This window comes from Plantactinospora sp. A48 (assembly GCF_055793945.1).
The window spans coordinates 13157-33329 of sequence record NZ_JBTIXF010000070.1; the positions used below are offsets into that span (position 1 = coordinate 13157).

General features: G+C 64.3%; 18 protein-coding genes. 10 read left to right on the forward strand and 8 right to left on the reverse strand.

Annotated features, from left to right (window positions below):
* Positions 1–359 precede the first annotated feature (359 nt).
* The 6 genes from ACXN5W_RS25980 (at position 360) to ACXN5W_RS26005 (ending at position 11470) form a co-directional block, all read left to right on the forward strand.
* The gene (locus ACXN5W_RS25980) at positions 360–6599 is read left to right on the forward strand and encodes an RHS repeat-associated core domain-containing protein (protein WP_473161002.1); all 6240 of its coding nucleotides are present in this window, start codon (positions 360–362) and stop codon (positions 6597–6599) included.
* Between the two features lie 716 nt (positions 6600–7315).
* Positions 7316–8638, forward strand: a complete 1323-nt coding sequence (locus ACXN5W_RS25985; RefSeq protein ID WP_473161003.1) for a hypothetical protein — start codon at positions 7316–7318, stop codon at positions 8636–8638.
* A 127-nt stretch (positions 8639–8765) separates the two neighbouring features.
* Positions 8766–9614 (forward strand): hypothetical protein, encoded by an 849-nt coding sequence (locus ACXN5W_RS25990; RefSeq protein WP_473161004.1) that lies wholly within the window; start codon positions 8766–8768, stop codon positions 9612–9614.
* Between the two features lie 158 nt (positions 9615–9772).
* Positions 9773–10846, forward strand: a complete 1074-nt coding sequence (locus ACXN5W_RS25995; RefSeq protein WP_473161005.1) for an integrase core domain-containing protein — start codon at positions 9773–9775, stop codon at positions 10844–10846.
* Positions 10830–11102, forward strand: a complete 273-nt coding sequence (locus ACXN5W_RS26000; RefSeq protein WP_473161006.1) for an integrase core domain-containing protein — start codon at positions 10830–10832, stop codon at positions 11100–11102. Before ACXN5W_RS25995 ends, ACXN5W_RS26000 begins: the two co-directional genes overlap by 17 nt.
* A gap of 83 nt (positions 11103–11185) precedes the next feature.
* The gene (locus ACXN5W_RS26005) at positions 11186–11470 is read left to right on the forward strand and encodes an integrase core domain-containing protein (RefSeq protein ID WP_473161007.1); all 285 of its coding nucleotides are present in this window, start codon (positions 11186–11188) and stop codon (positions 11468–11470) included.
* 66 nt (positions 11471–11536) lie between these two features.
* On the opposite strand, the gene ACXN5W_RS26010 is transcribed toward ACXN5W_RS26005, so the two are convergent.
* A complete protein-coding gene (locus tag ACXN5W_RS26010; protein ID WP_473161008.1) occupies positions 11537–13177 on the reverse strand; it encodes an Eco57I restriction-modification methylase domain-containing protein in 1641 nt (546 codons plus the stop codon).
* 134 nt (positions 13178–13311) lie between these two features.
* Between ACXN5W_RS26010 and ACXN5W_RS26015 the strand changes: the two genes are divergently transcribed.
* Positions 13312–14517, forward strand: a complete 1206-nt coding sequence (locus tag ACXN5W_RS26015; protein ID WP_473161009.1) for a phospholipase D-like domain-containing protein — start codon at positions 13312–13314, stop codon at positions 14515–14517.
* A 301-nt stretch (positions 14518–14818) separates the two neighbouring features.
* On the opposite strand, the gene ACXN5W_RS26020 is transcribed toward ACXN5W_RS26015, so the two are convergent.
* The gene (locus ACXN5W_RS26020) at positions 14819–16294 is read right to left on the reverse strand and encodes a tyrosine-type recombinase/integrase (RefSeq protein ID WP_473161010.1); all 1476 of its coding nucleotides are present in this window, start codon (positions 16292–16294) and stop codon (positions 14819–14821) included.
* A gap of 257 nt (positions 16295–16551) precedes the next feature.
* Between ACXN5W_RS26020 and ACXN5W_RS26025 the strand changes: the two genes are divergently transcribed.
* Complete coding sequence (locus tag ACXN5W_RS26025; protein ID WP_473161011.1) at positions 16552–16764, forward strand: hypothetical protein; 213 nt, start codon at positions 16552–16554, stop codon at positions 16762–16764.
* Between the two features lie 13 nt (positions 16765–16777).
* Here the strand turns inward: ACXN5W_RS26025 and ACXN5W_RS26030 are convergent, their stop codons facing one another.
* From ACXN5W_RS26030 to ACXN5W_RS26050, 5 genes are all read right to left on the reverse strand, one after another.
* Positions 16778–17122, reverse strand: coding sequence for a YnfA family protein (locus tag ACXN5W_RS26030; RefSeq protein WP_473161012.1), 345 nt, complete (start codon positions 17120–17122; stop codon positions 16778–16780).
* A gap of 34 nt (positions 17123–17156) precedes the next feature.
* A complete protein-coding gene (locus ACXN5W_RS26035) occupies positions 17157–17447 on the reverse strand; it encodes a hypothetical protein (protein ID WP_473161013.1) in 291 nt (96 codons plus the stop codon).
* Positions 17431–17874, reverse strand: a complete 444-nt coding sequence (locus ACXN5W_RS26040) for a MerR family transcriptional regulator (protein WP_473161014.1) — start codon at positions 17872–17874, stop codon at positions 17431–17433. Before ACXN5W_RS26040 ends, ACXN5W_RS26035 begins: the two co-directional genes overlap by 17 nt.
* Entirely contained in the window at positions 17871–18203 is a 333-nt protein-coding gene (locus ACXN5W_RS26045) for a hypothetical protein (protein WP_473161015.1), read from the reverse strand. Before ACXN5W_RS26045 ends, ACXN5W_RS26040 begins: the two co-directional genes overlap by 4 nt.
* Positions 18204–18350: 147 nt before the next feature.
* The gene (locus ACXN5W_RS26050; RefSeq protein WP_473161016.1) at positions 18351–18668 is read right to left on the reverse strand and encodes a hypothetical protein; all 318 of its coding nucleotides are present in this window, start codon (positions 18666–18668) and stop codon (positions 18351–18353) included.
* A 191-nt stretch (positions 18669–18859) separates the two neighbouring features.
* Here ACXN5W_RS26050 and ACXN5W_RS26055 point away from each other — a divergent pair, with 191 nt between their 5' ends.
* Both ACXN5W_RS26055 and ACXN5W_RS26060 read left to right on the forward strand, forming a co-directional pair.
* Entirely contained in the window at positions 18860–19282 is a 423-nt protein-coding gene (locus ACXN5W_RS26055) for a DddA-like double-stranded DNA deaminase toxin (RefSeq protein WP_473161017.1), read from the forward strand.
* A 13-nt stretch (positions 19283–19295) separates the two neighbouring features.
* Positions 19296–19691 carry an Imm1 family immunity protein gene (locus tag ACXN5W_RS26060; RefSeq protein ID WP_473161018.1) on the forward strand — a complete coding sequence of 132 codons (396 nt, stop codon included), beginning with the start codon at positions 19296–19298 and terminating at the stop codon, positions 19689–19691.
* A gap of 27 nt (positions 19692–19718) precedes the next feature.
* On the opposite strand, the gene ACXN5W_RS26065 is transcribed toward ACXN5W_RS26060, so the two are convergent.
* Positions 19719–20173, reverse strand: a 455-nt coding sequence (locus ACXN5W_RS26065) for a transposase (protein ID WP_473161019.1), incomplete at its 5' end; no start/stop codon positions are given.

A 20173-nucleotide genomic window follows, 5' to 3' on the forward strand; every position in this document is an offset into this window, starting at 1 on the left:
CCATCAAGCAGGGAGACGGTAGCCTTTCTCTGGATCATCATAGTGATCATCGAACTACGTGTTGGTCCGATACGCCACCGACTGTCCGGCCGTGGCGACTGATTGGGCCGGTGTCATGGCGATTCTCGCTGAACTAAAAGCTGCCTGTCGGCGCTGCAGAGCCTCATGGGTCTGCTTTTGGGACGGATTTGGTTACTGACAGTGAGTTTGAGGCAAACGCTGCAAGTGAGGGCCGCTCTTGATGCTCACTGAAAGCTATCTATTGACCCGGTGATCGACGCATGGCTACTGTCCGTGCAGGATCGGTTACGGGGGAGGTATTGGTGGGCGGTCGAGCGCGTTTCGCTTCGGTGGGACGGATGGGTGACTGGGTTTCCGGCCGCGCCGGCCGCATCCTCACGGCAGGTGTCGCATTGGCATTGACGGCGACTCTTGTCGAGGTTGTGCAGCCGTTGACCTCGACGCCCGCGGTTGCGGCCGAGGCACCGGCGGCTGCCGATGTGTTGGAACGGCCAGATGAGCACGCCGCTCTGGTGACCGCACGAATGACGGGTAAGCCAGTGCGGATCATGGATGCGACGTCAGAGACGGTGACCGCGACCGCGCTTCCGGACGGGAGCGTGTCGGTGGAGTCGGCGACGGATCCGCAGCGGGTGCGTAAGGCGGACGGGCGTTGGGCGGACCTGGACCTGAGTTTGCGGCCTGGTGCGGATGGGCGGTTGCGTCCGGTCTCGTCGGTGGCGGATGTTTCCTTCTCGCCTGGCGGTGATGATCGGCTGGTGGAGTTGGTGCGGGCCGGGCACAGGTTGGCCCTGTCGTGGCCGGCGAAGCTTCCGACCCCGGTGGTGGAAGGTGACGCGGCGACATATCGGGAGGTCGTGGCGGGAGCGGACCTGGTGGTACGGGCCACCACCGGCGGGTTCAGCCATGCGTTGGTGATCAAGAATGCCCAGGCGGCTACCGATCCGGCGCTGCGGCAACTGCACTTCGGTCTGGGTGGCGACGTGCAGGTGTCCCGCTCACCCGATGGGTCGTTGCAGGCGGTGGCGGGTAAGCAGCTGGTGGCGTGGTCGCAGCCGGCGGCGATGTGGGACTCGACGAGTCTCGTCCCGGGAGCGGGGAAACCGGATGCCCCGCAGGGATCCGGTAAGGCTACGGCGACAACCGAGCCGGCCGCACCAGTGACGCCTTCCACGCCGGAGGGTGCTGGTGACGCCGCTCGGATTGCTGAGGTGCAGACGCAGCTCAGTGGTGGGGACTTGGTGCTGACGCCGGATGAGGCGTTGTTGGACAGCGCGGATGTCACGTATCCGGTGTTTGTTGATCCTTCCTGGAGTGTGTCGGCGTCGCGGTGGGCGTATGCGACCAGTAACAACGAGTCGAGTGACACGACGGCGGCGCGGGTGGGGTTGAACCCGTCGACGGGGGCCAAGTACAGGTCGTTCTTCGAGCTGCCCACGACGTCGGGCAGTGTGACGATCAAGGGTAAGTACATTCAGTCGGCGACCGTGCAGATGAACCTGGACCACTCGTATTCCTGCGGTGACACGCCGACGAGCCTGTTCCGGACGCCGGGGATCAACGCGACGCCGAAGGCTTCCTGGTCTTCGATGACGTTGTCGACGTTGGTGGGGTCGGCGTCGTCGCACGCGAACGAGTCGGGCACCAGCTGCGCTGTCCAGCCGGACATGTTGGTCAACTTCACCGGCTCGGACCTTCGGGACGATGTGCAGCTGGGAGCGGACAGTAACTGGCCCAGCTACACGGTGGGCCTGTGCGCGTGCGACAACTCGTCCGGGTCGAACGAGGGCGACCAGAGCCGGTGGAAGAAGTTCTACACCAACGGCGCCAAGCTCCTGGTTACCTACACCTCGTACGCCACCGCATCCCGGTTGTCGACGGTGCCGTCGACGAGCTGCGTGACCGGCTCGGGGCGTCCCTACATCAACACCACCACCCCGCAGTTGAAGGCGACGGTGTCCGACCCGGAGGGCTCGTCGGTTGACGCCGAGTTCCACTGGTACGTGACCAACGGCGCGGAGATCGGCAATGTGAAGACCAGCCCCCGGGTCGCGTCCGGGTCGACATTGTCGGCCGCGGTCCCGTCGGGCGCGTTTTCCAACGGCGGTACATACTCCTGGCGGTTGCGCGGCGGTGACGGGGTCGTCTGGGGTCCGTGGTCGTCGTGGTGCGAGTTCACGGTCGACACGGTCGCGCCGTCGGCGATGCCGTCGGTGTCGTCGTCGAACTATCCTGAAGGGCAGTGGGCTGGAGGAGCCGGCAGCGCGGCGAGTTTCACGTTCGGTGCCGCGGGCGTGTCGGACGTGACCGCCTACCAGTACGGGCTGGACGTCAGCCCGCCGAGCCAGAGCGTGGCCGCGGCGAGTCTGGGTGGCGGCGCGTCGCTGTCGGTGCCGGTGAGCAGCGACGGCCCGCACACGTTGTATGTCCGCTCGGTGGACCGGGCCGGCAACCTGTCGGCGATCAAGTCGTACCAGTTCAACGCCGGCGCGGCGGGGGTTACGTCGCCGAAGACGGGTGACATCACCGCAGCGAAGACCGCGATCACCGCGGTTGGCTCGTCCGGGCTTACCTCAGTGACCTATCAGTGGCGCCGTGGCGACATCGACGCGTGGGTGAACATCCCCGCCTCCGACGTGACGAAGGCCGCCGGCGGCGGTGCGGTGACCTGGCCCCTTGCCATAAGCGGCGGCCAGTTCGAAAAGCTGAACTGGGATGTGGCCAAGACCCTCAACGACGCTGAAGCGGGTCCAGACCCGTTGGACGGGCCGGTGCAACTCCGAGGCTCGTTCAACGGTGGCTCTACCTCCAGCCCGGTGACGATCACCTTTGATCTTGACCGTGGGTCAGCCGCCACCGCGGCCGTGGGACCTGGAACCGTCAACCTGATCACGGGAAGCATGTCCGTGAGCCACACGGACGCCAGCGCCGGCGGTATGAGTGTGGGCCGCTCATTCAGCAGTCGGGAGCCGAGTGGTCTGGATCCGTTGTTCGGGCCGGGCTGGGTGGCCGGCACCTTGGTCGCCGACGCGGAAGCCGGCTACACCGGGCTGACGGTCGTGGGCAGCCTGGTACAGGTGGGCACGCCTGACGGTGAGACGATCGGTTTCACCAAATCCGGTACCACAGCAGGCGGCGCTACGTTCTCCCCGCAGGTGGGTGCGGAATCGCTGACGCTCACCTACGCCTCGGCGGGCGACGCGTACACACTGACGGATGGGGACGGCAACAAGGTCACCTTCACCCGGGGGCCGACCGATCCGGCGGGACAGTATGTGCCAACCGCCGCGACACCGACGGGCTCGAGCGACACGACCACCTACTCGTGGGAAAAGGTCACCATCGGTGGACAGCCGGTGGTGCGACCAACACGCCTGCTCGCACCCGTACCCGCAGGCGTCTCCTGCTCCAGTGGAGTCGTACGTGGCTGCCAGGCCATCACCTTCGGCTATGCCACAACCACGACCGCGACGGGCAGCGCCCAGGGCCAGTGGGGCGACTACACCGGGCGGGCGACGCGAATCTCCTACACGGCCTGGGACCCGGACACCACCCCACCCGCGATGCGTACCGTCGACCTCGCTGCCTACACCTACGACAACACGGGACGCCTGCGCGCGTCCTGGGACCCACGGCTGGACTGGACCGATGGAGCCGGCACACACCATCTGATGGAGACGTACGCCTACGACACCGACGGCGTCCTGACCGAACTCCGCCCCGCGGGGCAGGAACCATGGCAGCTGTCCTACACCACCGTGCCAGGCGACGCGGGCAAGGGCCGCCTGGCGCAGGTCAGCCGCTCCGCACTGGCTGCCGGCACCGCCAAGACCACCGTGGTTTACCGCGTCCCGACCTCCGGCACAGGCGCGCCCTACGACCTGTCGCCGACACAGACCGTCCGCTGGTACCAGACCGAAGCCCCCACCGACGCGGCCGCCGTGTTCCCTGCCACACAGATCCCCGACGGTGACCAAGCGACCGGCGCGATGCCGTCGTCGTACGAACGCGCCGACCTGTCATATCTGGACGCAAATGGTCGCCTGGTGAACAGTGCCACGCCGGGTGGAAACATCTCCACCACCTGGTACGACACCTTCGGAAACGTGACCCGCGAACTGTCCGCAAGCAACCGGCAGGCCGCACTTGACGCATCCTCCTCGGACACCGCGTCCCAGGAATCGGACCTCGCCCGGGTCCTGTCAACGTTGAACGTGTACTCGTCCGACGGACAGCGGTTGACCGAAACCTGGGGCCCCGAGCATGACGTCGTGCTCGACAACGGTTCCGACGTACGCGGCCGGGCCAGCACCGCCTACACCTACGACGAGGGCGCCCCCACCACGGGCGGGCCATTCAACTTGGCCACCACCGAGGTGGACCGGGTGCGGGTTTGGGACAACGCGGCCGGGAGTTGGGTGACCTACGACCCGAAGACCATGAAAACCGACTACGACTGGACACTCCGCCAGCCGACGAAGAAAACAGTTGACCCGAGCGGCCTCAACCTGGGTACCCGATACAGCTATGACAGTGACGGCCGTGAGCTGTCGACCACGACGCCGCGCGGTGGCAGCGTCGATACCACCCCGTCCACCCGGGTCACCGTCTACTACACCGCTGCGGCGAACAGCACCTACCCAGAATGCGGCGGACACGCAGAATGGGCTGCCCTGACCTGCCAAACGCGTCCTGGCGGTCAACCCACCTCCGGTCCGGAACTCCCGGCCACGACCACCACTTACGACCTGTACGGGCAAACACGCACCCAGGTCGAGAAAACCAGCGCCGGTGAACTCCGCCGCACGACCATCACCTACGACGCGGCGGGCCGCCAGCAGGAAGTCTCCATCACCGCGGCATCCGCGCTGGGCGAACCGCTGGAAAAACGCCGCAGCGTCTACGACCAGTCCACCGGCCAGCTCGTACGAACCCAGTCGATCAACAGCTCAAACGCTGTAACGGCCGAAATCATCCGCGGCTACGACACCCTGGGAAACCCAACCACCTACACCGACGCCGACAGCAACACCACAACCACCACCTACGACATCGCCGGCCGTCCAGCCACCGTGAACGACGGCAAGGCAACGCGCACCTACACCTACGACGGCGGCAGCGAACGACGTGGCCTGCTGACCTCCGTCCTCGATAGCCAGGCCGGCACCTTCACCGGCAGCTACGACCGCGGCGGCAACCTGGCCAGCCAAACCTGGCCCAACGGCGTTGTCACCACCCTCACCTCCGACGAAAGCGGCACCGAGACCGGCATCACCTACGCCCAGCCCGGATGCGGACAAACGGACTGCACCCTCTACAACGAGACCATTCAATCTAGCGCCGACGGCCAGTGGCGCGACCGCAACTCAACACTGTCCAACCAGGCCTACAGCTACGACAAAGCAGGCCGGCTCGCCGCAGTGCAGGACACGGTCGACGGCCAGTGCACCAGCCGCAGCTACGGATTTGACGCCGCCACCAACCGAACCAGCCTCAGCGAATACGCCCCAGCCGCAGACGATTCCTGCCAGATCACGACCGCCAACACCAGCCGCACCTGGACCTACGACACCGCCGACCGAGTGAACACCAGCGGATACGTCTACGACGCACTGGGCCGGACAAAGACACAGCCGGCAGCCGACTCCACCGTCCCCGGCGGCGCCGACACTCAGATGACCTACCACGTCAACGACATGGTCCGAAGCATCACCCAGGACACACGCCAGGAAGTCTTTACCGTGGATGTGGTTCCCAACCGGATCCGTGCCTGGACCGATACCACCGTCACCAAACACAACCATTACAGTGGTGACGACGACAGTCCAGCCTGGACCGACGAAGGTGACAACAACATGTCCCGACCCATCACTGGCATTTCGGGCATCACCGGCACCTACACCAACGTGGCCGGCATCGTCTGGGGCATCTCCAATCTGCATGGGGACTTCGTGGCCGGTATGGCCCAAACCGGCACTGGGCTCGTCTACACCGGCGAACAAACAGAGTACGGCCAACCACGGAATCAGGCGGACGCAGGAAACCGGCGGTACGGCTGGCTCGGCGCTGCCCAACGAGCCGCTGACACACCCAGCGGCGTTGTTCTGATGGGTGTCCGCGTCTACAGTCCGGCAACAGGACGCTTCCTCTCTGTCGACCCTATGTATGGCGGCAATGATAATTCCTACGAGTACTGCGGTGCTGACGGAATCAATTGCACAGATACGGCAGGAACTTGGAGGATCGTCTCAAGGTGGGGAAGGTGGCATCGATCGTATTTCGGACGATGGGGCGCTGGGCAAGTTACCATCAAATTTTCAAAGCGCGAGACGAGTGAGATCTCGTACTGGGGTGGGTGGGCTGTTTTCTGGCTCGGTGCCATCGGAGCCGTCGTCAGCATTCTTAGCGTTGTTGCCACGGCAGTATTTGCAGTAGCCGCCATCTATGCTGGCTACATTTATATGATGGCGGATGTTGCCGAACACTATAACCGATGCCTGTGGATGACGATATACGGTTGGCGACTGCCAGGGGCGGGGAAACATGCCAACCTTCTGGTGGCTCCCGGGCGCTGTTAGAGATCAATGACCGGTGTTGTGACATGGTGCATTGGCTGAGATCTTCAGCCAACGCACCTGCGAGAGGGGTGTTAGTTGCACGAGCAGTCTCATGTAGCTGCGTTGGCTTCATTTCTCCTTGCAGGATGTTTTGCTGTCCTCCTGGCGATCTGGGGTATTGCCATAATGGTTGCACCGAACTTCATGTCAGGGCTGATATCGGCCTTGCGTATACGTCAACCAAGGAAGGCGGGCCTAGCGTTCGTTATCCTAGCGGTTTCCCTAGCTGTACAGGCTGTAACACTCTTTGCTGTCAGTGATCCCTTGGTAAGGGCGGTGATCTGGTGGCTTACGGCCATTCCTACCTTTATCGCAGTCGCTGTTCTCGGCGCCCAGGCAAGGCGCGTGAGATAGAAAGACCTGCCGAGACCGCAGGACACGGGGCGGGACCGGGTACGCGACAACCGACTCGCGACAAGCATCGGCGAGTTCCACGAACTACTTGGCCTCGATATCAGCCTCCGCTTTGGAACCGCGCGCGATAGTGAGCCCTCGTCGTGGCCACGAGCGCGCTTGGTCATCTCCGGCACCCCAGCCTCCGGCCAGGGGATCGCGCGTCCAGGTCCGGTGCCAAACCGCAACGCTGGCACACTCGAGAGGTGAGTACATGGGCGCTGTTGCCGGAACATGTAGGGCAGGGCGAGTGGCGGGCAGTCCAAGGCCAGCTGCAGAGGGACATGCGGCAGATCTTCGCCGAGGCTGGCCTCCGGTTCAGGCAACACGGCGGAAGGATCTCGGTCCGCTCAGATCCCAGCCCTGACCTCGTGTACGCCCTTCCTCTTCAATCTGCGGAGGGGCACCTACGAGCAGACGCCGGCGAGACCCTGGGCCGAAACACGTTCGGCCGCGGGTATGAGCACCGGGTCCGCGAACACCTGAACCGCCCCGGCGTGAACCCAGACGACTTCGATCATTGGACCCACGTCCGGCTCCGGCTACTCAGCGACACCGATGTCCTGGGCTCGGTCAAGGAGCTGACGGAGGCTTACTCGCAATGCACCGCCTTCCGTCTCGGCGCGCACCCCACGCTGATGCGCCGCCAGTTTCTGTGGCGTGTCATCGACCACCTGGTCAACCGCGTTCCGGCCGACCAAATGCCGCTCGGTACTCAGCGGCCAGAAGGCATGCTGATGACCGGGATCCTCGAGGCGCTCCCCGGAGCGATGATGTGCGTTCCCCTGACAGCCCGCTTTCAACCGATGGCGGCAGTGCTCATGACCAATCTCGGTGCCGAGATCGCCCTGCTCGCCCCCGGCAGCGGGTTCGTCCGTACGCCTCATATGGACCGCTGGCCGGTCGGCGCCGAGCGACCACAGCTCTCAGGTCCCGGAACCGGCGTCTACGACGTTGGGATTCGTCGGCTGCCCGACGGCCATGCCGAAGCCCTGCTCCGTCAATCGGCGACCGGCTTGAACCGGCTGCTCAGCTTACTTACCGACCCCGCACGCTTCACGAACACAGACGGCATCCTCGATCTCGATGAGCAGATGATCGCATGGACGAACGTGCGCTTCGGGCTGTCGGCCGTGGTGGAGCTGGCTGCCGATTGGGGAGCCAGCGATAAGATCTGGTCGGCGTTCCGGGCGCTCGGAACCCTGCAAGGGCTTTGGGAAGGCGCAACCCAGAGCAGCGTGCCGCTGTGGGAGCTCCTCAGTCCCGACCGGCTTCGCTCTCACGCTCTCCCGGCTCTTCCCAACCCCACTCACCGAGCCTTCTACGCCGCCTTGATCAACAACTACGAGAAGGAACTCCGGGAAGGGTTCCCCGGCCTGCCGCTGGAGAGAGCCGTCAAGGAGGTCCAGGAACTACGCCATCTGGTCCACGGAACAGGCGGCCAAGGTCATCGCCCCCGAGACGCGCGGATCACGACGCTTCGACACCTGGCGACGAACAACCCCAACATCCAACTGGTCGCCGACATGGCAGTGCTGTGGTGGACCGCCCTTCTATTCGATCCCGATCGCCTCTGCAGGCCCGGCCGAGCACCGTGGCGGCCATGAATCTCTTAGGCCTCGACGTTTGCGCTCACTGGCGGCCCGACGGGCGGATCGGCCGGAGACCTGGCCTTGAAGTTGCCGGCTGTACTAACCGTTGGGCAGTCAAGGTGACGCTGCGTAGCATTGGTTCGTGGCCCTTGTGGACTGGTGCCGTCACTGCGGCGTAGAGACCCGAATGACTGAAGAGCACCTACCACCGAAGTCAGCCGACAATGCCGCACCGATCACGATCTACAACGAGGTGAACGGTGAGCTGAAGATCTTACGGAGCTACGAACAGGGACACACAGTCCCGTCGCTGTGCAGCGACTGCAACGGCGGTGCGAGCAAGCGGGGCCTCCCGCAGGCCTACGCAACATGGCGGAAAGACATTGTGGGGCAGCTCGGCCAATGGGCCGCGAGCATGGAAAGGGCGTTCGGCTGGGACCGCAATGACCTCTGGCTGCTTGCGAAATCGGAGACCGAGGCCTTCTGGCTACCGATGGAACACGGTAGGGGCATCAATCCTCGAGGTGGAGTCAGTATGCACCCCGGCCGGATCGTGCGGCAGATCATCGGCATGACCCTCGCCGTGCAACGGACCCGTCGACTTCGAGACGAGCATCCCGAACTGGTCGCTGCCTACGAGTCCAGCGGGCCTACTTCGCTCTCCGGTCATAGCATCCATGTCGCGCTCGCGGGCACAGGGACGTTGGCCTACTTCACCGATGCAGTGATGTCGGTGACCGTCGACAGGTCGGGCCAGCGGGAACCGAGAACGAAGCCGTTCTGGGCGATCGTTTTCCAACCGTTCGTGATCATGCTGTGCGAGGGGACAACTGCTCCCGTTGAGGCCGCTCGCATCGACACCTGGCTTTCCTACACGGACAAGGCGATCTTCACCAAGGCCGACCGCAAGACCCAGTATCCGATCGCCCATCGGGGCAATCTGTTGGTCAGCTTCCTGCATTCAGGCATAGGTAGGGCTCCGCTGGGGTGAAGAGCGAGTGCCCGATTGGGGTAGGCCCCACTGACCGAGGACGGATTACGGGTTTCCGTCGATAACAGATAGCCTGTACCGTTCGGAAACTCGGCCGTAGGCGCTGACGTGCGATTTTGTCCGCTGTGGGATCGACGACTTCCGGCATGCTGCCGGTCATGATCCTGTCGTTCGGCTATCTGATTCTTCGTCAGACACTGCAGTTGATAATCCTGTTGGCTCGTGGTGGGCACGCCAACGCGGTCGAGGTGCTCGTGCTGCGGCACCAGGTCGCGGTGCTACGTCGGCGGGTGCGCCGGCTGGATCTGGAACCGGCCGACCGGGCGGTGCTGGCCGGGTTGTCGAGGCTGTTGCCGCGGACGCGGTGGTCGGCGTTCTTCGTCACCCCGGCCACGTTGTTGCGCTGGCATCGCAACCTGATCGCGCGGCGGTGGACCTACCCGAGGCGGCGGCCGGGTCGCCCACCGGTCACGGCCGAGGTGCGCCAGTTGGTGCTGCGCATGGCCCGGGACAACCCGACCTGGGGGTGTCGGCGCATCCAGGGCGAGTTGGCTGGCCTGGGCTTCCGGGTCGCGGCCAGCACGGTCTGGGCGATCCTGACCAAGGCCGGTGTAGGTCCGGCACCGCGACGGGCGGGACCGACCTGGACCGAGTTCCTCACCGCGCAGGCCGAAGGCATCCTGTCCTGCGACTTCCTGCACGTCGACACCATCGGGCTGACCCGCATCTACGTCCTGTTCCTCATGGAGGTCGCCACCCGGCGGGTACACCTGCTGGGCGCCACCACGAATCCGACCGGTGAGTGGGTGGCGCAGCAGGCCCGCAACCTGATGCTGGACCTGGGGGAGCGGGCCGACCGGTTCCGGTTCCTGATCCGGGACCGGGACGCCAGGTACACCGCAATGTTCGACACCGTGTTCCACACGGAGGGCATTGAGGTGCTCCGGACGCCGCCACAGGCGCCCCGTGCGAACGCGTTCGCGGAGCGCTGGGTACGCACTGTACGGCGGGAATGCCTGGACCGGATTCTGATCTACAACAGCCGACACCTGCTCGCCGTGCTCGGCGCCTACCTAGCGCACTACAACCAACATCGCCCGCATCAGGGCCGTGGACAACGCCCACCTGACCGAGACACGCCCCCAGCGCCGGTGACCGACCTGCGTGCCATCCGAGTACGACGCAGGAAGGTCGTCCACGGGCTGATCAACGAGTATGAGCAGGCCGCGTAGCCGGAACCGAGTTCTCGAACAGCACAGGGTCGGGTCGTGCTTCGACAACGCCGTCGCCGAGGCCACCTTCTCCACCATCAAGGTCGAGTACGTCCACCGCCGCCACTTCCGCACCCGCACCGAAGCCCGCCTGAGGATCGCCACCTGGATCACCGACTTCTACAACCAGCGTCGCCGGCACTCTGTCTGCGACTGGCGATCCCCCATCGACTACGAACGATCAGAGGCCCGCGCCCTGGAGGCCCAGGCCGCATAACGACACCCTCCACGATCACAGGGGATTGACACGCCAAGTACACCACCACCTTCGATGATGTCTTCACCGCCGAGGGCGTCACCGTGGTCAAGACCCCACCCCGGACTCCCCAGGCGAACTGCTTCATCGAACGCTGGGGACGCAGCCTCCGCGACGAGTGCACCGACCGCATGTTGATCTACAACGAGCGCCACGCGCAGGCCGTGGTCGGCGAGTACGTCGACCACTTCAACAACCACCGACCACGCCAAGGGCGCCAGCAACGCCCACCCAACCATGACCCGTCCGTCGTCATCCCCATCGACAAGCCCATACACCGCCGAAGACGCCTCAGCGGGGTGATCAACGAGTACCACCGAGCAGCCTGAACTGATCATCAAAACACCAGTTCACCGCCGTTGAACCAGTTTTGGCACGGCACAGGAAGTAAACGCCTACTCGGTGCCGCCTGTGGACCGGTTTCGGTCGAGACGACGCCGCTGGAGCGTTAAGCGAGCATCAGCGAGGGACGCTAGCAGGGAATCCGTGAGACCGTCCGTCGACTTGACCAACCGGCGATCGGTCTCATCAATCAGGGCTTCGTCCTTCTCGGGGTCCGAAGACCTTGAAATAGCGTCGAGCTTTGTAAGGTCTTCCGCGATTTCCTTGCTCACGAATACACGCAGCCGAGCCACCTCACTCGGAACAAGCTCAAGAACGCCACCACCGAAGCTTCGTCCCTCAATCTCGGCACTGAGCAGAGTCAAGGAGTTATGGAAAGAAGCGGTAAGTGCCTCGCCGCAGCCAGCAAACGGCGGAGCAAGTTTTCCCTGGTAGATCGTGTCCGTGGTGATAGCGCCAACAGCGTTCAGGACTACCCGGGGATAGAAATGCGACCGCTTCGAGAGCAGCAACTCAGCTGGCTTGACGACAGGAACCCGGTACCAGGGCGTCCGGATACGGCACTTGTATCGCTCGTGCAGCAGGTCTGATTCCCCTGACTCGATGTACCTCCGCGCCTCTGAGAAACCCAGAGGGTCAGGAAGCGTGCTAGAGAAGTCAACCAAGGAAGCTTTCGCGCCCGAGTCTACCGCAACCTGATAGTCATTCTCGGTGAAGACTAGACCGGGAGCGTTTCTAATTCTAGGAAGGAGGGGCCTCGTCCAGCGCGCCAAGCCGAACTCCTTGGCAGTCGCTTCGTCGACTGAAAAGAATTCGTTTGCACCGGTAACGGTGGCGACGCTGAACTTGGCGACCTGTCCAAGGTTAAGGCAACCCGGGATGGTGGAGGCCTCTTCCAAGGCTGCAATATGGCCTGGGGTTAGAAGTAACCTCGTCCAGGTGTGTTCACCTGTGGCCTCAGTGTGACTCCAAGACCTGGTGGAGTCCTGGTGGTCGGTGACGGTAATGGACTTCTGGCGTCCCGATTCGGAGCTTCGAATCCCACTCAGCACGACCACTTCTTGCAAGACGCCCGGAAAGGCTGCGGGCGGGAAGAGGTCGATCCGCAACTGAGTAGTGTTTTCCAGCATCCAGCGCCGAGCGACCGAGGCAGAAATCCCAGTTAGGAACTCTGCTGGCACAATGAAGGCAAAGGCGCCACCCTCTCGAAGGCAGCTCAATGCTTTAAGTAGGATTGGTATCCAAAGGTTAGACACGCCTTTCAGGGTGATGCCCAGCTCTTTGGCAATCAGCTCGGCGTTTCCTCTTTCTGTCGGGTCAACGAACTGGAAGCGAACAAAGGGCGGGTTGCCTACGGTGGCGTCATAGGCTGGAGCCATTGCTACCGCATCGCTCAAGAAACTCGTGTGATAGACGTCGACGGCAAAGGGTGCAACCTCGGCAGCTGACCGGCATCGCGTTGCCTCTGACCCCAAGATCTCAACAGCGGACATTTCCTCAACGCTGGAGCGGAGCGGGTGCGAGGAGAGGCCGCGGATAAAGGCGCCGTCGCCGGCGCTGGGCTCAAGCACCCGGCAACCGGTGGCACCGTTCAAGAGCTGCGTGACGCGGTCAAGACACACTGTGACTAGGTCCTCGGAAGAGTAGAACCCTCCGCGCAGCTTCTCCGGGGTCACTTCGCTTGCTAGCTTCACTCGTGCTCCCCTAGGCGGTGCAGTAGACGTGCTGGTCGCCAGTCTAGGGGGCGACGTGGGCGTCCTGTCGACCACACGCCCACCCGGCTGGGGACCTTGCGCCTGACGCTCCCGATAGGACAGGCTAGCCAGCCATGCGAGTACGTGCCGTGGGGCAGCCATTCAGGGAGGCGCTCAGTCTCCACGACTTTTTTCAGGAAGTCTGCGGGCAAGAAGACGCCACGCAGCTTCGTATCGCTGTAGCTTGGGCCAAGCGCAGTGGCCTGGTAAGAGTGGAAAGCGCCGTTAGAGCTTTCAAAGCGAATGGCGGAACCGTCAGAGCCGTTGTCGGCATTAGCGAAGGCGGCGCTACTCGACAGGGTCTTGAACTTATTCGTGAATTTTCCGACGAGGCGTTCATTTTTCATGACCCAAGGCGGACCTTTCATCCCAAGTTATATGTGATGGACGGCGAGGCTCGCGCTGAGGTGTTCGTTGGATCGAACAACCTGACTGCAGGCGGGACCTACTGGAATTACGAACTCGGCGTGTGGTTATCACTAAGCCTAGAGAGCCAAGAAGATCGCGCACTCTACGAGGAAATCGATACTTGGTTCGAGTCGCTGGTTGCAGATAAAGATGCTTGCGCGCTTCTGGACGAACAGCTGCTAAGCGCCATCCTCCTCTCAGAGGCATACGAGATTGGCGACGAGGACGAGTCGGCCAGGGGAAGCTCAGCAGGTAAGGCCGGGAGGGAGCCCTCCGGCGCTGCAGAGGGCTCTGAAAAATCGCTCTTTCGCGGGTCACAAAGGGCGAAGCGACCCGACCCTATGGCTAGAGGGGCGGTGACGGGTGGCTCCGTGTCTGCTATCGGAGGCAGCCCACCTCTTGGGCTGGGCTCGGAGGGCGTCGCTGTGCGGCGGTGGTATAAGAAGCTGAGCTCTTCGGATGCCCAGCAGCTGAGGACTAGCAATACCAACCCCACTAACCACCTTAAGCTCGGGAAAGCGCGCCACCCAATCGACCAAAAAACGTACTTTAGGCACGCGTACTTCGCCGACCGGCACTGGATATCCAGCATGAGGGCGCGCGGGACTATGGAAGAGACCATTATCCCGTTCGAGTTCTTCGTCGATGGGCGCTTTGATAGTACCCAAGAAATGAAGGTCGATTATGCCGAATTTCGCATAGCCAATCAGAATAACACTCCGACCTGGCTGCACTGGAATACGTACATGGGGCAGTACCTGCGGGAGCATAACCACACTGGCGATTTCATCACCCTGGAGGTAACGGACGAGGGCGTGCATCGGCTCATCCTCGCTTCCCAGCCGGCCGGACCGTTCATGGACGCCGCGTAGCGGTGAGTCGGCCCAGTGGGAGCGGCGAGCGACCGCGACCCAGGCATGGGGCCGGTCCGAGCGGCCGAGCAGTGAGGTGGCTCCGGCTTGTCCCGCCCCGTATGGCGCCAGGCAGTACAGCAGCGAAGTACAGCAACCGAGTAAGCCGCAGGAGCCACCACGCGACGGCCAGCTACGGATCAGAAGGTTAGGGGTTCGAGTCCCTTCGGGCGCACAAGATCAAATGACGTCTGGCCTGCGGAAACGCGGTCGGGCGTTTTTTGTTGGCCGTCCCGCCTGGAGAGTGGGTGTCGCGTGGGTGTCATCTCGGTGTCGTCACTCTCTGTGACTGGTCTTGTGGTGTGGCCGGGTTGACCTGGTGTTTCGTGGTGGGGTTAGCGCTTCTTGGTGGTCGCGCGCTTGTTTTTTGGGCGGGTGTTGGGGCGGTTGCTCTGCCCCTCTTCCTGATCTTTTCGCGGGTGCCGCGGGCTGCGGTCAGCACCAGTCGGGCGGTGGCTTCGGCGCACTTGCGCTGGGCGTGGGGCAGGACGCTGGTGTAGGTGTCGGCGGTGGTGACGATGCTGGCGTGACCGAGTTGGTCCTGCACGGTTTTGAGGTCGGCGCCGGCTTGGTGAGCCAGGGACGCGGCGCCGTGGCGAAGGTCGTGCAGCCGGATCGGTGGAATGTCCGTTCGTGTGACGAGTCGGGTGAAGTGCCGGGTGGCGTACTGGGGGTGTAGTGGCCTGCCGTCGGGGCGGGTGAAGACGTAGCCGCTGTCGTAGCGGGCTTTGCCGGCGATCTCGCGAGCGGCCTGTTGTTGACGTTGCCGGCGTAGGTGCTCGCGGAGCACGGCCACGGTGTGTTTGTCGAGCGCGACGGCGCGGGTGCTGGCCGCTGTCTTCGGTTCTCCTTCGATGACCTGGTAACCGACGGTGGTGCGGCTGCGGAGGATGAACAGCACGCCGCGGTCGAGGTCGATGTCGGTCCAGCGCAGGCCGCATGCCTCGCCTCGCCGCAAACCGCGCAGCGCGATCAGCCACCACAGGGCGAAGAGCCGGTCGGTGGTGACCGTGTCGAGGAACGCGGCGAGCTGGGGCGCGGTCCAGACAGCCACCGACGGCCGTCGACCGGTTGCTCTCCACTCCGCGACGCTTTCCGGTGTCCAGACCTGGGCGTGTGGTTTGCGGTAGGACGGGAGTTCGAGGTGTCGGATCGGGTTGGCGTCGAGGAGGCCCTCCCGGACAGCGAGGTTCAGTGCCGCGCGAAGGGTGGTCCGCAGGTGCTGCAGGCATGAGGGCGACTGTGGCTGGCCGCGCCCGTTGGTGGTCTGTGCGATGTCGTCGAAGCCGTCGCGGATCCGGCGGATGTTGAGGTCGGCCAGGGTGATCCTGCCCATGTGCGGGATGAGGAACTGTTCGACGTCGCGGGTGTACTGCGCTTTGGCGGTGTCCTTGATCTTGGTGCGGGTGGACAGCCAGTACCGCAGCCACCTTTCCAGGGTCCATCCCTGCGCGGTGCGTTCCTCGCCGGTCTGGGTCAACCACTCGTCGCGCGCCTGGCAGGCGGCGGTCTTGGACCGGAAACCGCCTCGGCGGGTCCGTGCCGGCCTGCCGAACGCATCGGTGGCGGAGCAGGCGAAGTGCCAGGTGCCGTGTCCGCGTTCCGGCAGGCGGGGGCAGTGCTGTTCCAGCCGCTTTCTTGTGGCCGTGTGTCGGCAGCCGCACCGCTTGTAGATCGATCCCGAACCAGCCATGACTTCTCCCTGTGCGATAAAGGGAATTTCGTGAGGACTGGCCACATTTTCTGCGTGATGCTGCGAGACCGACGACCGTGAGTCCGTCGCACTGGCTTGTGCCAAGTCCGACGCAGGCGGGCTTGCCAGACGACCGATTACCGGGCTTGGCGCGCCTACCGGTGGTTCTGGCGTGCCGTGTGCCCGGGCGTAATGGTCAGTTCGACATATCGCAAGGCGTCGGATGACGTACGAGGCGTATGCAATGGTGCCGCGTCGGCGGGTGAGCAGGCGTGGGCCGGTGATGACGGAGGCACCGCGCGATGACCGCGCGTCTCACCGAGATTTGCACCCGCGCTGCCGGTGATCTGCCCGCGCGGATTCTGCCCTTTCGTTGCAGCGCTGACGACCGCGACTATCGGCCGGCCAGCGATTGGTTGTTCGTCATCCTCGTCGAGGTCGGCCTGGTGACCGCTGGACCCCTGATCCGTACTGGCGTGGGGCGAGGGATCTTCGGGCTGCTCAACGATCGGTAGAACTCCCTGGCGGTCAGGAGCCGCTCGTGCTCCTTGGGGCGTACATGATGATGGCGACGCCGATCAGGCAGATGCTGGCACCGGTGATGTCCCACCGGTCGGGGCGGAACTTGTCGACGATCATGCCCCAGGCGAGGGATCCGGCGACGAAGACGCCGCCGTAGGCGGCCAGGATGCGGCCGAAGTTCGGGTCGGGCTGGAAGGTGGCGACGAATCCGTATGCGCCGAGGGCGACGACGCCGGCGGCGATCCACCACAGGCCGCGGTGCTCGCGCCAGCCCTGCCAGCCCAGCCACGCCCCGCCGATCTCGAAGAGGGCGGCGACGACGAACAGCAGGATGGAGCGGGTGACGGTCATGCTCGCACCGTAGCGGCCTGCCCGTCGCCGGTGGTCATGCCGGTGACCCGGTCGAGCATCGGCAGCCGTTGCCGCCGGAGCAGCCGCCGTCGTGGGAGCGGCGGCTCGCCCACCACCAGGTGCCCGCGGCGAGGGCGGCGAGGGCGATGGCGATACCGGGCATCCACGCGCTGGCGGCGGCCCATCCGGCGCCGGAGAAGACCCCGGCGGCCAGCAGCAGCGGGATGGCGCAGCACGCCGCGCAGGCCAGCCCGGCCAGGCCCGTAAGGCCGGAGGGCAGCCCTCGGCGAGTGCGGTGATCGATCCGGTCAACGGTCTTCGGCATCGGGGGCTCCGTGGGCGATGGTGGCGAACGGGATGGGGCAGCATGGTTGGCCGGCGCACGTGACGAGGTCGTCGCAGCCGGCGTCGACGGCGGCGCGCAGGGTGCCGGCGATGACCTGTAGGTCGACGATCTTCGCTTCGACCTCGATGAGTTTGGCGTGGGCGCGGGCTCGCAGGCCGGTGTCGGGGTGGCGGCTGTGGCGGTGTCGACCTGTGTCGAGCAGCTCGGCGACCTCGTCGAGGGTGAACCCGAGCCGCTGCGCCGCTTTGATCACCTTCAGCACGGTGATCGCCTCAGGTGGGTAGAGGCGGTGTCCGCCGAGGCTGCGGTGTGGTGCGGCGAGCAGGCCGCGGCGCTCGTAGTAACGCAGCGTCTGAAGGTTCACCCCGGCCTCGGCGGCGACCTGACTGCTGCGCAGCCCGCTCATGTCGTTGTCCCGGCGGCGGCCCGCGCGGCGAGCGCGTCGAGGACGTCGACGTGTGCGGCCGGCACCTGCACATCGAGGCGCAGCGCGTCAGCGTCGCGCGCAACGGTGAAGGAGAAGAACGAGCAGCAGGAACTCTCCCGGCCGGTGAGGTCCCGGACGGTCGCCTCGGCGGCCGTGTCGAGGCGCCACCGCAGCGCCGTCGGCGACAGCCGCTGCTGCTCGTGCAGCGCGGTGGCGAACAGGTCGTCGAACTCGGCCAGCCGCAGCGGCCGCTCCACGGTCGGCAGGGTGCAGACCTCGGGCACCCATGCCTGCTCATCGCTGGTCATGTTCATGACGGTAAGCCCGTACCCAGGTACCGGATGCAAGCCCTCCGCGCCGTGGACTCGTTGACAAACGGCCGAACGTAAGGCGACCGGATGGCGGCTCTGGCGATCTGCACCCTGCGGCAGTTCCGCACTTGCGTGGTGTCCAGCTCAGCCGGTGGGGGACGGCGGTGTGGTGGTGGCGCGCACAAGCATGCCGGTGGCGGCGAGGGCGCAGCAGGCGGCGACGGCGGTGAGCAGGATCGGGTAGCCGGCGGTGGTGTGTAGGAGTGTGGCGGCGGCCAGGGGTGCGGTGGCTCTGGCGATGGTGACGGGGGTGGCGAGTCGACCGGCGATGGTGGCGTAGGCGGTGGTGCCGTACCGGTCGGCGAGGAGGGCGGGGGCGGCGAGGTGGGCGATTCCGAAGCCGATTCCGAAGCCGACCACGGCCACGATCGCGCCGGTGCGGGTGCCGGCGAGCAGGGGCATCGCGAGTACGGCGGCGGCCTGAACGGCGAAGACCGATCGTCATGCCCCGGGACACACCGGAGCGGACATTCGGTGCCGAGCCGATCACCGCCCGACTGCGGCGTTCGGTCGGCCTCCGCTGGTCGATCGTCTTCTTGTTCCGTCCACGACCGCGCCCCCACGCCAGAGGTACCTGGCGTGGCACCACGAGAATGTCTACCGGGGCAACGTCAAGGGGTGCTCCTCATAGAGCGCGCGGTCACCGAGTCGGGCGGCGTCGGCCGACCCGCGCCGACTGGCCGTCTGACTCGGGGGCGGGGACTGGGAAGAAGACGACCGGTATATTCGAGGGTGATGGCGTCAGCGGGACGCTCGAAAGCGGGTATGACGGACCTTCGGCAAGCCTGCCACGTGGTACGCCCGGAATGGATAACGTTCTAAAGTCTCACGTCGAGGCGCATGCCGCTGCTCTCATGCGGCAAAATGGCTTGAGGAACGGGACTTTGTACATAAACCGAATTCCCTGTGAGGGTGGTTGTGATACTATGCTGCCCCGTATGTTGCCTGAGGGTGCCACGCTTCGAGTGTATGGCCCCAATGGTTATGACGAAACCTTTACTGGCCTCCCTAACTAGAAAGGATCTACTCTTGCTGGCCAGCGTGAAGTGGGAAAACGGTCACACGGAGCGTTCTGTTGCTTCGGAGGCCGAGCTGACTGATCTCCTGCTAGAACTTAACGAATTGGCGGCGAGGCGTCCTTTCATAGCTGACGTCGTCATTCCTAGTGGTGATCGCCTGAGTATTGCACTCGGCCGAGACATCTCTGTGCTGAGTTTCCGCCAAGCCTCGCCCGATCCGCCATACTTTGCTAGCGAAGGATTGTCCCCGGATTCAGTTGGTGGTTTTGTAAATTTCGACTACTTTGGCAGTTATTCGGAATTCCCGCTCTGGCAGGCGATATCAAATGCTGAAGCAATGGTGGCTGTAAGACAATTCGCCACTCACCAAAAGCTTCCAGGAAATGTAAAGTGGACCGAAGTATAGGTGGAATCTACTAATCCTAGTGCCCCGTCATGCAGCCTTGAACGGGTAATCCGGGTGGCGGATCTTGGAGTCGGTAGCGAATCCGGTTTTCGGTCGGGCTCGTTGGTTGCGCCAGCGGATGTAGTCGCCGATGGCCGCGTCTTGTTCGGCGTGGCTGCGGTGGTCGGTGCCGTTGAGGGCGAAGTAGCGGACCGCGGCGAACTCGGCTTCGATCCAGTTCAGCCAGGACGCGTAGGTCGGCAGGAACAGCAGGTCGACCTGGTTGGCGGTGCACCAGGCGCGGACCTCGGGGTGCTTGTGCGGGGAGAAGTTGTCGCAGATCAGATACAGCCTCTGGTCGGGCCAGCGGCGGCGTAGGGTCTTGAGGAAGCTCAGGAACTCCCGCCACCGCTTTCGGTCCCGGATGCGGTAGTGCAGGCGCCCGGTGGTCAGATCCAGGGCAGCGATCATGTGTCGGACGCCTTGGTCACGGGTGTAGGTCG

Excerpts from the sequence above, each read along its gene's own strand:
- ACXN5W_RS25980 (WP_473161002.1), top strand. The coding sequence starts at position 360 with ATGGGTGACTGGGTTTCCGGCCGCGCCGGCCGCATCCTCACGGCAGGT.
- ACXN5W_RS25985 (WP_473161003.1), top strand. The coding sequence starts at position 7,316 with ATGCGGCAGATCTTCGCCGAGGCTGGCCTCCGGTTCAGGCAACACGGC.
- ACXN5W_RS25995 (WP_473161005.1), top strand. The coding sequence starts at position 9,773 with ATGATCCTGTCGTTCGGCTATCTGATTCTTCGTCAGACACTGCAGTTG.
- ACXN5W_RS26000 (WP_473161006.1), top strand. The coding sequence starts at position 10,830 with ATGAGCAGGCCGCGTAGCCGGAACCGAGTTCTCGAACAGCACAGGGTC.
- ACXN5W_RS26015 (WP_473161009.1), top strand. The coding sequence starts at position 13,312 with ATGCGAGTACGTGCCGTGGGGCAGCCATTCAGGGAGGCGCTCAGTCTC.
- ACXN5W_RS26025 (WP_473161011.1), top strand. The coding sequence starts at position 16,552 with ATGACCGCGCGTCTCACCGAGATTTGCACCCGCGCTGCCGGTGATCTG.
- ACXN5W_RS26030 (WP_473161012.1), bottom strand. The coding sequence starts at position 17,122 with ATGACCGTCACCCGCTCCATCCTGCTGTTCGTCGTCGCCGCCCTCTTC.
- ACXN5W_RS26035 (WP_473161013.1), bottom strand. The coding sequence starts at position 17,447 with ATGCCGAAGACCGTTGACCGGATCGATCACCGCACTCGCCGAGGGCTG.
- ACXN5W_RS26040 (WP_473161014.1), bottom strand. The coding sequence starts at position 17,874 with ATGAGCGGGCTGCGCAGCAGTCAGGTCGCCGCCGAGGCCGGGGTGAAC.
- ACXN5W_RS26045 (WP_473161015.1), bottom strand. The coding sequence starts at position 18,203 with ATGACCAGCGATGAGCAGGCATGGGTGCCCGAGGTCTGCACCCTGCCG.
- ACXN5W_RS26050 (WP_473161016.1), bottom strand. The coding sequence starts at position 18,668 with ATGCCCCTGCTCGCCGGCACCCGCACCGGCGCGATCGTGGCCGTGGTC.
- ACXN5W_RS26055 (WP_473161017.1), top strand. The coding sequence starts at position 18,860 with ATGTCTACCGGGGCAACGTCAAGGGGTGCTCCTCATAGAGCGCGCGGT.